The organism is Streptomyces cellostaticus (genome assembly GCF_023630175.1).
GTDB classification, from domain to species: domain Bacteria; phylum Actinomycetota; class Actinomycetes; order Streptomycetales; family Streptomycetaceae; genus Streptomyces; species Streptomyces cellostaticus_A.
The window spans coordinates 11,572-23,679 of the sequence record NZ_JALLIN010000049.1 but is presented as its reverse complement, the minus strand read 5'-3'; the positions used below and the strand labels follow the sequence as shown (position 1 = coordinate 23,679).

General features: G+C 68.9%; 9 protein-coding genes and 1 pseudogene. All 10 read right to left on the bottom strand.

Annotated elements, in window-relative coordinates:
• Positions 1–76 precede the first annotated feature (76 nt).
• A pseudogene (locus tag MXD57_RS32085) lies at positions 77–127 on the bottom strand (hypothetical protein); the annotation flags it as partial.
• A 28-nt stretch (positions 128–155) separates the two neighbouring features.
• Positions 156–1,451: a condensation domain-containing protein gene (locus MXD57_RS26185; protein WP_250404490.1), complete on the bottom strand. Its 1,296-nt coding sequence runs from the start codon at positions 1,449–1,451 to the stop codon at positions 156–158.
• Between the two features lie 12 nt (positions 1,452–1,463).
• Positions 1,464–2,240: an ABC transporter permease gene (locus tag MXD57_RS26180; RefSeq protein ID WP_250404489.1), complete on the bottom strand. Its 777-nt coding sequence runs from the start codon at positions 2,238–2,240 to the stop codon at positions 1,464–1,466.
• The gene (locus MXD57_RS26175) at positions 2,237–3,034 is read right to left on the bottom strand and encodes an ABC transporter permease (RefSeq protein ID WP_250404488.1); all 798 of its coding nucleotides are present in this window, start codon (positions 3,032–3,034) and stop codon (positions 2,237–2,239) included. The genes MXD57_RS26180 and MXD57_RS26175 overlap by 4 nt, the downstream gene beginning before the upstream one ends.
• Positions 3,031–3,996, bottom strand: a complete 966-nt coding sequence (locus MXD57_RS26170) for an ABC transporter ATP-binding protein (RefSeq protein WP_250404487.1) — start codon at positions 3,994–3,996, stop codon at positions 3,031–3,033. The genes MXD57_RS26175 and MXD57_RS26170 overlap by 4 nt, the downstream gene beginning before the upstream one ends.
• Positions 3,989–5,434, bottom strand: a complete 1,446-nt coding sequence (locus MXD57_RS26165) for an AMP-binding protein (RefSeq protein ID WP_250404486.1) — start codon at positions 5,432–5,434, stop codon at positions 3,989–3,991. The genes MXD57_RS26170 and MXD57_RS26165 overlap by 8 nt, the downstream gene beginning before the upstream one ends.
• Positions 5,435–5,437: 3 nt before the next feature.
• Complete coding sequence (locus MXD57_RS26160) at positions 5,438–7,180, bottom strand: non-ribosomal peptide synthetase (protein WP_250404485.1); 1,743 nt, start codon at positions 7,178–7,180, stop codon at positions 5,438–5,440.
• Positions 7,177–10,182, bottom strand: coding sequence for an AMP-binding protein (locus tag MXD57_RS26155; protein ID WP_250404484.1), 3,006 nt, complete (start codon positions 10,180–10,182; stop codon positions 7,177–7,179). The genes MXD57_RS26160 and MXD57_RS26155 overlap by 4 nt, the downstream gene beginning before the upstream one ends.
• Positions 10,176–11,390: a cytochrome P450 gene (locus tag MXD57_RS31885; protein ID WP_250404483.1), complete on the bottom strand. Its 1,215-nt coding sequence runs from the start codon at positions 11,388–11,390 to the stop codon at positions 10,176–10,178. Before MXD57_RS31885 ends, MXD57_RS26155 begins: the two co-directional genes overlap by 7 nt.
• Positions 11,387–12,067 (bottom strand): hypothetical protein, encoded by a 681-nt coding sequence (locus MXD57_RS26145; RefSeq protein ID WP_250404482.1) that lies wholly within the window; start codon positions 12,065–12,067, stop codon positions 11,387–11,389. Before MXD57_RS26145 ends, MXD57_RS31885 begins: the two co-directional genes overlap by 4 nt.
• Positions 12,068–12,108 lie beyond the last annotated feature (41 nt).

The following is a 12,108-nucleotide window of genomic DNA, read 5'->3' as shown; positions in this document are numbered from 1 at the left end:
GCCCGGCTCGTCCCGTCTCAACGTATCGGAGACACGCATCCCTGGTGTCGTCGACATGGACGGAGCGCCAGCCCGCCGGAATCATGAGTTCCGTCGGCCACAGGGAGTGGTCACCCTGCTTGTTCACGAGGACCGAGTAGCGCCCGGACTCCTTCTCAAATGGGCTGGGCACTGCCTTTTCCCATCAGTATGCGCTGGAACGTCTCCAGGAATTCCCTCGTCTCCTGGACGAATCGGGTTTCGTCCTTGCCGCTCACCCCTGCCGCCTCCTTGCGCAAGCTCAGCTGACACCACAGCAGGTCCGGGGAGGTGCCGGCTTGGAAATACAGCGGGTAGCCGATGTCTCGCCCCTCGGAAGAAACCTCGATCTCGCTCTCGGGGCTTGCGGACCCGCCGACGGCCGAGCCCACCGGAGTCTGCGAGAAGTTGAAGATGTAATCGAAGCCGTCTCCGTTGCCGTGACGCCCGTACTTCTGCGCGAGCGGCTCCACGTCGTCGACGTCGAATGAACCGTGTCGGTAGGCCAGCAGCGTCTTCCAGTGGATCCGGCGAGCGAACGAGTCGGCATCGCTCTTCCCGTCCACCTCGGCCAGGAAGGGGACCAACTGGTTCTGCGAGGCCACCAGGGACCGGGACTCGGAGTCGTTCCGGTTGCCCGCCATCAGTCCGATCAGCATGCGCTTTTCGCCCGTCCGCGCGGCAATCGTCTCGCACAGTACGGCGAGGACGGCACTGTGCAGGGAAATGCCGAGCCCGTCAGCAAAGGTCACGGCGGCGTCGAGTGCCGGCGCGGAGCGGAGAACGCCGGAGAACATCAGCGCGTGCGGCCCGGCAGGAGGAACCGGCGGCGGCGCCGCCTGCAGCGTCTTGCACCAGTGGTCGACAGCGGCGGCTCTGCGCACGGCCCATGCCTCGGACTGCTGCGTCTCCGCCACGGCACGCGGCGTGGCAGCAGGCGCTTCGAACGACCCGCCCGAGAGCAGCGTGCACAGGTCGTCGTGCAGCAGCCCCAGTGACACGCGGTCGGCGGCCATGTGATGGACGCTCAAGCAGAGGTAGCGTGGCTGCCCGCCCCGGCAGAGAGCCACAGCACGCCAAAGGAACTCACTGCCCAGGTCGAAGGGCTGCGCGGCGAGGCGACGCGCCGCCTCCGCCGCTTTCTGCTCCGCGTCCTCATCCGCCTCCAGCACCTCCAGGCGGACGGGATCAGCGGCCCAGACCTCCTGCTCGATCCCGCGCGGTCCCGATCTGCGGAACTTCGTCCGGAGCGCCTCATGACGCTCCACCAGGTGGGACAGCGCTGATTCCAGGCCGGTCAGTGAGCAGTCTCCGGGCAGCGCCCAGACCCGATGGAGGTTGGCCACGCTGAGATTGTCGGCGCTCAAGTCCTGAATGGACCTCCACAATGACAACTGCCCGAAGGTCAAAGGCGCGACTGCGATGATCGACATGACGGGGCACACTCACATCTCGTCGAGAACAGCATGGCGACGGCTGTTCTGCTCCAGAACCCGCAGCACCACGAGCGCGATGCCCAGGTAGACCAACGCTTTGAGGAACTCGAGGAGCATCAGTCCCCCGGCACCCGTGGTCCCCGCGAGTACCTCTCGGGCGGCTTGGATCCCGTGCGTCATCGGCATGAGCCGACCCACCACCTGCAGCCAGTCCGGCAGGCTCTCCAGAGGCACATTGACGCCGCAGACCAGCAGCATGAGGTAGGAGGTCAGGTTCGCGATCAGGATCGCTTCCCGGGTGCGCAGGCCGATGGCGCCGATCAGCAGCCCGAAGGCACAGCACGAGGCCGTCGTCACGAGGACAGCGCCGACGAGTTGCGGAAGCCGGGCCCAGGGCAGCTCCACATCGGCCACGACCACGCCCAGGGCGAGCATGACGACGGAGGTGAGGAAGCCGATCAGAACGGCGGGAACGACCCGGCCGAGGAACATGACGCTTCTTCGGGCAGGGGTGGCGAGCACCGCGGTCAGGGTCCCGCTGAACCGCTCTCCCTGGATGGACATGGCCGGGGCGAACAGGCCCGCGATGGCGCAGGCGTGCAGGGCGTTGCCCACGGCGTAGTAGGCGACCGGATGTGTGCCGACGTAGTGGCCGAGATAGACGAACCAGATCAGTTGCACGGTGGGCACACCGATCACGGTGGGAAAGAACGCCGACGGCCGCATCCATCGGAACAGCGCCATGTGGGAACGCCAGCCGGCCGCGAAGAACAGTCGAAGCGTCACTGAAGCGCCAACGTTCCGCTGGAGCGTGCCAACCATTCGAACCTCCTCAGCAGTATGAGTGTGATCAGGGCGTAGAGAACGGAGAGAAGCGAACAGGCCAGCACCGCCGGAAGCGTGCCGCCCTCACCCGTGGCGGAGCGCATGATCGCCTTCACGCCCCAGGACGGGGCAAGCACATCGGCGAGGTACCGCACCGGTTCGGGCAGTGAGCTCACGGGCACCAGCACACCGCTCAGCATCCAGATCGGGTACTCGAAGAAGTTCGCCAGGGACTGCGCCGTGGGGTACAGGATGAACGCAGAGGCCAGCAGCAGCCCGAGCAGCGCCAGCGAGACCACGGTGACCAGCAGGGCGACCGCGAAGAGCAGGGGGCTCGCCAACTCCACTGGCATTCCGAAGAAGAGCGTGCTCCAGACCAGGGTGGCCCCGAGCGAGTAGATCCCCATCGAGGCCGTGGCGAGCGCGAAGGGGACGGAGAACAGAAAAGTGGACGTGGGACAGGCGACCAGGGGCTCGAGCACCTGCATGAAGCGGAGCCGGTTGATGGCGCTGCCGGATCCCATCAGCGTGGTGGACCACATGCCCATCAGGCCTGCGCTCAACGCGATGACGAGCGGCCCCTCCGTCCGGTGCGAACCGGCGAACATGTAGTGCGCGAGCGAGGCGAACACCAGGGGAAGGATCACGGCTGTCACCAGGTACAGCCGGGACCGCATCAGCTGGCGGAGCTCCAGCAGCCACCCGCGCGAGATGACCAGCGTCGAGCTGGCGACACGTCGGGTCAGGACGTTCATGCGTCATCACCACCCGAAACCAGGGAAATGTAGGCGTCCTCAAGCGTCGGCTCACGCTTCGACACACGCAGCACATTGAGATGACGCAGCTCTGCCATGACCGCCGCCGTGACATCGGTCTGCTGATCGCAGTGCAGGTCGAGACGCTGGCTGCCGTCTACTTCGGCCACACTCAGGGAACCTACGCCGGGCAGCAACCGAAGCCGGTCGAGATCCGGCTCACCGACGCCGATGATGTCCAGAGACAGGACGACCTGTCCGTCCGTCTGCTTCTTCAGCGACTCCGGCGTGCCCTCGGCGATCTTCCTCCCGCCACGCATCACGGCGACCCGGTCGCACAGCTCGTCGGCCTCGAACATGTAGTGCGTGGTCATCAGGACGGTCCGCCCATCCCGGACGGTTCCCCGTACCAGTTCCCGCAGCTCGCGCGCGCCCACCGGGTCGATTCCGTTACTGGGTTCGTCCAGGATGACGACCTCGGGATCGTGTAGCAGGCCGCGGGCGATGTGCAGCCGCTGCTTCATCCCGCGGGAGAACGCCTCGACACGGGTCCGCTCGCTCTTGAGCAGACCCACCATGTCGAGCAGTTCGCCGATGCGCCGCTTCTGCTCACGGTAGGGAATGCCGTACAAGTCGGCGAAGAGCAGAAGGTTGTCCCGCGCGGACAGACGCGCGTACAGGCCCGCGTCACCGCCCAGGATCACGCCGGTCCGGCGACGGACCCGCTCGACCTGGGCCACGACGTCGTCACCCAGGATGCGCGCGTGCCCCGAGGTCGGCAGAAGCACGGTCATGAGGATCTTGACCGTGCTGGTCTTGCCGGCACCGTTGGGGCCCAGCAGGCCGAACATCTCTCCGCGCTCGATACGCAGTGACAGCTGGTCAACGGCGCGTTTTGTCTTGCCTTGACCGGCCCGGAAGACGCGCGACAGGTTGTCGAGTTCGATCGCGTAATCACTCATGTAAAGCACCTTGGTGTGTGAGGTTCGCCAGTCGGACCCGGTCCACCTTGCCCGCGCTGGTACGCGGCAGCGAAGGATGGAGGGATATCTTCGTCGGGCACTGCGCGACAGGCAGCCGGTCACGCACCCAACGCCGGATGTCGGCCTTGTCGGCAGCGGGCCCCGCGGCGACGAAAGCCTCGAGATGACTGCGCTCCGGGCGCTCGGCATCGCGCAGGAGAACGACCGCGGCAGAGACGTGGGGGTGCTCTTCCAGCACCGCCTCGACCTCACCCAACTCGATGCGGTGGCCGCGGAGTTTCACCTGGTCGTCGTTGCGCCCGAGAAACGTCAGGGAGCCGTCAGGACTCCGGCGCGCCCGGTCACCGGTGCGGTACACCAGCCGTCGTCCCTGATCGGTCTCGTGAAGACGGAACCGTTCGCGCGTCAGGTCGGGTCGGCCGAGGTACCCCAGCGCGAGCCCGGGCCCGTACAGCAGGATCTCTCCTTCCTGGGAGCCGTCTTCCGCACGAGGACCGTCCAGACAGAGCCCCGAGTCCGGGAGGGGGGACCCGATCGTCACCGGGTCGAAAGAATCGATCCGCGCGGCCGATGCCCAGATGGTCGCCTCGGTCGGGCCGTAGAGATTCCACAACTCCAGTGAGCGACTCCCCAGCCGGCGCGCCAGCCCCGGCGTCAGGGCCTCTCCCCCGCACCAGATACGGCTCTTCGGCGCGCCAGCCCAGCCTCCAGCCAGGACCATGCGCCAGAAGCTAGGAGTGGCCTGGATGAGGTCGGGCTCCCTCTCCTCCACCACCGCGGCGAAGACGTCAGGGTCCCAGCGAGCCTCCGGCGGAGCGTCGATCAGGTACCCGCCGGTCACGAACGGAAGCAGGATCTCCGCGAGCGAGATGTCGAACGACAGCGCCGTCATCGCGAGGATGCTCTCGCCCGGCTTCATCCCCGGTGTCCTCGCGAGTCCCGAGAGGCGGGTGAGTAGCGCTGTGTGGGGCACCATCACGCCCTTGGGCCGGCCCGTGGAACCGGAGGTGTAGATGACGTACGCGACACGGGCGAGGTCCGTTTCCCCCGCAGCCCTGCCGGTGCCCAGGCCGGTCTCCTCGACGGCGAAGTCGCCTCTGTCCGCAGCCACGACCTGCAGTGCTGGACGGGCGTCGGTGAGGATCCGCTCCCGATGCGCCTGTGGGCTCTGCCCGTTGAGGGGGAGGACAGCGCACGCGCACCGGGCCGCGGCCAGGAAGCCGACCGCCGCGTTCACCGCACTGTCGGCCTCCAGCGCCAGGAGGGAGCCCGGCGGCGCGCTCCGTTCGATGCGTGCCGCCAGTAACTGAGCCTGCTCATGAACGTCCTGGTAGGTGTACCTGAGGTCACCGACGGCTGCGAGCGCGGACGGCTCACGCGAACGCCGTTCGTCGAACAGGTGCCATATCGTACGCATCGGTCACCGTCTCCCTGCGCGCAGCCCGTCGACACGGCGTGCGTACTCCGAGAGGACCGGGTGCCCGAAGATCTCCTGCAGGCCGACGTCGATTCCAAAGGCCTCACGGACCCGACTCGTGACCCGCGCGGCCGCCAGGGAATGCCCACCGATCTCGAAGAAGTTGTCACCGGGCACCGGCACCTGGCCGAGAAGGGCACCCCAGATGTCGGCCACCGCGTCGAGCGTGCCCGCAGACTCTCCGAGCGGCTCGTCATCCGCCTCGGTCGCGGGACCGGCGTCCATCGCGGTACGGGCCAGGGCCGTTCTGTCGATCTTGCCGCTGCTGTTGAGCGGCAGCTCCTCCAGGCGGTGGAATGTCCCCGGCACCATGTATGTGGGCAACGCGCGGCTGAGCTCAGCCCGGAGCTGCCCCGTACTCGGCGCCCCGCACACGAACGCGACGAGGGATCCGCCGAACTGGTCATCGCGGACTACGACCGCGGCCTGCTCCACTTCGGCGACCGCCAGTAACGCCTGTTCGATCTCGGCCAGTTCTATGCGGTGTCCGCGAAGATTCACCTGGGTGTCCTGGCGCTCGACGTACTCGAGCTGACCGTGCTGGTTCCAGCGGCAGATGTCTCCCGAGCGGTACCAGAGCGAACCGTCCTCGGTGCACCGGAACCGTTCACGGGTGAGGTCTTCGTCCCGCCGGTAACCGAGCGCCAGCCCCGCGCCGCCGATCCATAGTTCACCGGCCTCGCCGATCCCGGTGACCTCCGCACCGGACGCGTCGACCAGGCGGACCACCGCCCCTGAGATCGGCCGGCCGATGTCCGGAAGAGAGCCGCGGTCGCCCTTCCTCAGATCGTCGCTGGCCGTGGTGACGACGGTCGCTTCCGTCGGCCCGTAGTGGTTGTGCACCGCCGCGGGGAAGTCGACGGGTGGGTGGACCCGCAGGCGGTCTCCGCCTGTGGTGAGAATCCGCAGGGTGGCAGGCGATTCAGGCAGTGTCACCAGTTGCTCCGCCAAAGGCGTGCTGAGGAAGCAGTGGTCGACGCGGCGGCTGGTCAGGAAGTCCCGGATGGCGAGCGCGTCGACGGTGATGCTGTCGTCGGGAAGGACGAGGGCCGCCCCGCTCGACAGGGTCGACCACACCTCCCAGACGGTGGCGTCGAAGGCCAGTCCGGCGAACGCCGCGACCCGGGTGCCGGGCTTGGTGTCGTACGTCCGCCGGTGCCAGCCGACCAGATTGGCAAGACTCGAGTGGCCGACCTCCACGCCCTTGGGGGTGCCGGTGGATCCCGAAGTGTAGATCACGTACGCGCAGGTGGTGGGTGCGGTGCCGGAGCCCTCGGGCACGGCGCGGCTGCTGTCGGGATGGCGCACGGGCACGGACGTGGCCACGGCCGTTCCCTCGCCCTCAGGCGCCAGGACGCCGAAGGGGCGAGCATCCGCCAGGATCACTTCCAGACGACCGCGGGGAAGCTTCGGGTCGAGGGGCAGATACGCGCAGCCCGCCCGCCAGGTGCCCAGCTGGACGGTGATGCCCTCCGCGCCACGCGGATAGAGCACGCCGAGGAGCCCACCGGGCCGGAACTCCGGCAGGTTCCGGAGCCAGGCGGCGACCGATCCCGACCTCTCCCAGAGCTGGGCGTAGGTCACTTCCTCGGTCGTGGTCTCGATGGCCACGGCCGTGGGCGCGTCGAGCGCCAGCCGCTCCAGCGCGCAGAGAATGGACGTGAACGAATCAGCAGCAGAGGTCATCGGTGGTCCTTCTCGGTCAGCAGGGCCTGATACACGTCAGCGACTCGCCGCGCCCCGTCGCGCCGCACCAGCGATGCCCGAAAGGTCACGTCCACCCGCAGCCCGCCGTCGGAGCGCGGCCACGCCTCGCAGACCAGCTCGGCCGGCGGTGCGACAGGTGGCTGCGGCAGGAGACCGACGGTGCACCCGTCGAGCCACAGCTCCTCGGCGGCGTTGTCCTGGTAGGCGAACACGGTCTGATACAGCGGGTTACGGCCCGTACGCGGAGGAGCCAGAGCGGCCACCACCTCGTCGAACGCGATGTCCTGGCAAGCCATGGCCGCCTCGACCACCTGATACGCCCCACGCATGCGCTCCCTCAGCGAACCGGGCGCATCCGCAGGCGGCAGGCGAACACACAACATGTCCACCAGACACGCCACGGCGCGGACCGCGTGCACGCCGCCCCGACGCGCGACCGGAACGCCGATGCAGAAGTCGTCCTGCCGGAGCACCTCGCGCAGGGCGGCGTCGTATGCGGCGAGAAGGGCCAGGAACAGCGTGCCCCCGCACTGCCGCGCATCCCGTGTCAGGCGCTCGACGGCGCGGGCATTGACCCCGAAGCGGAAGACGCCCACCGACTCGTCGTCCGTCGAGCGCGGTCTCGGTAGATCCAGGTCCGGCACGCCGCGCAAAGCCGCCGCCCAGTGGTTCAGCTGCCGTTCGTGGTCCGGGTGGCGGCGGACCGCGGCCTCTTCCTGGGCGAGTTCGACCAGGGTGGGGGCGGGTCCGTCGAAGGTCTCGCGGGCCCCGGCGACCCGGCTCCGGTACGCGGTCCCCAGCTCCGAGACGAGCAGCGCTTCGGACCAGCCGTCGAATGCGACGTGGTGCACGGCCAGGCCGAGCAGGGTGCTGCCGCTCCCCGCTCTGACCACCACGCAGCGCCAGACCTCACCCGCGTGGATCGACAGCGGACGCAGCAGGGCCTCCTGCAGGGCGGATTCCGCCGCCCCGTCGTCGTTCCGCTGCCCCAGGTCGGCCAGCACGGCATGGTCCGCTCCGGGAGCCAGGTGCGCGACCGGCCCGTCCTCCAGGACGTAGGAGGCGCGCAGCGCCTCGTGCCGGTCGTGCAGGTCGCCCAGGGCCTGCTCGAGCGCCGCCAGGTCGACCGGACCGTCGATCCGCCACGCCCTCCGGCACAGCGCAGAGGTGTCCTGAGGACTCATCTCGTGCGCCATGCAGAAGTGCGCTGCCATTCCTACGAGCGGGACCGCCTTCGCGTCGGACGGCGCGGAAACCTCGCGGACGGGCAGGGCCACGGCCTTTTCCACCAGGCGTCGCAGCCCGTTGAGGCTCGGATCCCGCATGAAGTCGGACACGGTCACGCGAACGCCTAGCTGCGCCTGGATCCGGGCGCACAGGCGCATGGCGTCCAGCGAGGTGCCCCCGAGAGCGGCCCAGGTCGTGTCGGGCGTCAAGAGGCCGAGCGGCCTGTCACCGGGCCGGAGGATCTCGCGAAAGAGGTCCTCGAGGTCCGTGCCGGGTCCGACCTCGGGCGGCCCCAGCCTGGCCAGGAGCGCACGATGATCGGTCTTGCCTTGTCCCGTCAGCGGGAACACTGCCACTTCCTCGATCAGGTCTGGTACGCAGTAGGCGGGAAGTACCTTGCGAAGACGTGCGGTCAGCGACGGCGGACCGGCCTGACGCCCCGCTGCCGAGGCGGTGTAGAACAGCGCGAGGCGCCTGACCGACCGGTTCGTTCCCTCGACGGGGACGACGACGGCGCGGTCCACCTCCGGCAGTGCCTCGCAGGCACTCTCCACCTCGGCCGGTTCGACCCGGTGGCCCCGGATCTTGACCTGCCGGTCCGCACGGCCCAGGTAGTGGAGGACCCCGTCGTCGTCGAGTAAGCCGAGGTCTCCCGTGCGGTACAGACGGGTCTCGCCGTCAGCCGTCGGGACGGTCACGAACCGTTTCCTGGTCTCCTCCGGGTCGGCGAGGTACTCGAAGGCCAAGCCGTCACCGCTGATCCAGATCTCGCCCGGCCTGCCGGGCGGCGCCGGCACCTTGTCCCGCATCACGACGACCTGTGTGCGCGGCACCGGCCGCCCCAGCGGAACACCGCCGCTCCGCCCTGTGTCGGCGAGCGTCACCCGGTGCGTCGTCGCGAAGACACAGCTCTCCACGGGACCGTAGCCGTTGAGCAGGGTCACGGTGGGATGCGAGGTGAGGAACCGACGGACGTGCGCGGGCGAGAGCCGCTCCCCGCCGATGATCAGTTGTGACAGCCCCCGGAAGCAGTCGAGCTGCTCGTCCACGAACAGGTTGAAGAGCGAGACGGTGAGCCAGGCCGTGTTCACGCCGCGGTCGCGGATCATCGTGGACAGCGCGTCCGGGAGGAAGTACTCGCCGCCCGCGAGGACAGCCGTACCCCCGCTGACCAGCGGGCCCCACAGTTCCAGCGAGAACGCGTCCCACGCCGTCGCGGCAGCCACGGAGGTGACGCAGCCCGGCCCGAAGTCGGCGAAACTCCCGGCGGTGAACAGCCTGGTGGTGGCACGGTGCGGAGACACCACGCCCTTCGGCGTGCCGGTCGTGCCGGAGGTGAAGAAGACCGTCGCAGGCGCTTCGCCTCCGGTCACAGCGTCTTCCACCCTCCGGCCGCTGAGCATGGCCACGGACACAGGCCGGGTGTGCGACACCACGACCGGCGATCCGAGCCGGCGGACCACCTCGCTCCGGCGCTCCTCCGGCCACCTGAGGTCCACGACGGAATAGGCGGCCCCCAGCTTCAGCAGGGCGAGCAGCGTCGCCACCAGCTCCGGTGAGCGTGGCAGGAGGACGGGCACGAGGTCGCCCGGACGAACCCCGAGCGCCGCCAGCTCGGCTGCGTAATCGTCCGCTGCCCGGGCCAGCTCGGCATAGGTCAGAACCGTCTCGCCCTGGATCAGCGCCACCCCGGCCGGCCTGCGTCGCACCTGTTCGGCGAACGCCCCGTGGATGGTCTCGTCCCGCGTCAGCACGGCTCGCCCCGGATCTTGAGACTTTCCAGCACGGTCACTCCGTTGTGCGGGCGGGTGGCCGGTGGGGCCGCGAGGCGGGCAGAGGGCCAGCGTGCCGCCAGCGCCGCGAGGACGACCTCCGTCTCCAGACGGGCCAGCCCGGCACCGAGGCAGTAGTGCGGGCCCTGCCCGAAGGCCAGATGCCTGCGGATGCCTCGCTCGGTGGACAGGTCGTCGGGCTCGGGAAAGACCGACGCGTCCCTGTTGGCGGCGCCGAGCATCAACAGAACCAGTTCGCCGGCCTCGATGCAGTGTCCTCCCACCGCGACCGGTTCCGTGGCGACCCGGGCGACCTGCTGGACGGAGGTGTCGAATCTGAGCAGTTCCTCCACCACCGAAGAGGGACTCCGGGTGGTCAGGGAATGCCACGTTCCGGAGTGGAACAACGCTCGCACCGCCTTCCCGATGAAGGTGGAGGTGGTCTCGTACCCCGCGTAGACCAGCAGACTGGCTGTGGCCGGCACATCGGCCTGGTCGATCAGCCCGTCGCGGACAGCGCGCCGCAACACGCCGAGACTACTGGTCTCCCGGGCTTCGCCGCCGTCGAGCACCTGCGCGATCACGTCCTCGATCTCCCGCAGCGCCGTGTCTCCCCGCACGACGACCTGAGGCAGGTAGTCGGCGATGAGCAGGGCGGCGATGTCCTGCGCCCATCCGTGCAGTCGCGGGGCCACCGTCTCCGGGAGGCCCAGGATGTGGCAGATGACCCGGCTGGATAGCGGAACGGCGAGGCCGGTCATCACGTCCAGCACGTCGTCCGTACTGCGGGCGGCCAGCAGTTCGTCAACGACAGCCTCGACGTAGGGGCGCAGCCGTGAGATGCGCTCCGGCGTGAACAGGGGGGCCATCAGCCTCCGGAGAGTCGCGTGGCCCGTGCCGTTCCTGAACATGAACCACCGGCGCACGGTGTCCGACGTGCGCGCCCTGCCCTCCCGGTCCGGGCCGGACAGGTGGAGTTCCGTCGCGCCCTGCGCCGGCCAGGCCGACGACAGTGCGGGGCTCATCAGCAGGCGTGACACTTCCGCGAAACCCGTCACCACCCATACGCCGAGCAGCTCGTCCCTGCGCACCGGAGCATCGGTCCGCCAGGGAAGGTAGTCGGCACAGGGATCGGGGCGAACGGTGGGATCCTGCGCGTACGGGCAGCGCACCGGCGTGGTCTTCGTCACCTGCATGTCACCCCGATGCCCAGGATCTCGGACAGCTCGGCCGCCACAGCCGGGGACCGGAAGAGGTCGGTGGGCGAACCTCCGACGTGGTGGACCTCGGGGCCGCGGCCTACCTGCCACGATCCCGAGTCGCTGAGGAAGACGTGGTCCGTGCGGGAGGCACCAGCCGGTGTGAAGGCGGTGGACAGGACGAAGCTCAGCCAGGCGCGCTGCCCCGTCGTCAGTTCCTCGGCGATGGCGCGGTCGAGGTCAGGTGCGATGCGCTCGATGAGCCCGGCAAGGAACGCCCCGGCCTGCCGCAGTGACTCTCCGGCAGGGAGATCCGTGAGGTCGGGGATCCGCTCGGTCGCTCCGGTGTCGCCGATGGAGCGAACGAGGTCCTGGAACAGGCTCTGTGGTGCCTGGCTGTCCGGGTACTCCGGGTCGAACAGGATCAGAGTCGCGTTCGAGCCGCCCAGGGCGGCGACGATCCTCTCGGCCAGTGCGGCGGCCGAGCAGTAGGCGAGCACTGCCGACGGACTCCCCGCCGTGCGGTTGATGCGAGCGGCCCAGTACTCCGCCTGCTCGGCGATCGCCACGACCCTGCGGTCCAGGCCGGGGAAGGCGAGCGGGTCGACGACCAGCCGGTTCTCCGAGAGCCTCGCCGGTATCAGTTCCTCAAAGTTCCTGGGGGGCACCTCGTTGCTGAACTCCAGTGTGACTAGGGAACGCCCGGATG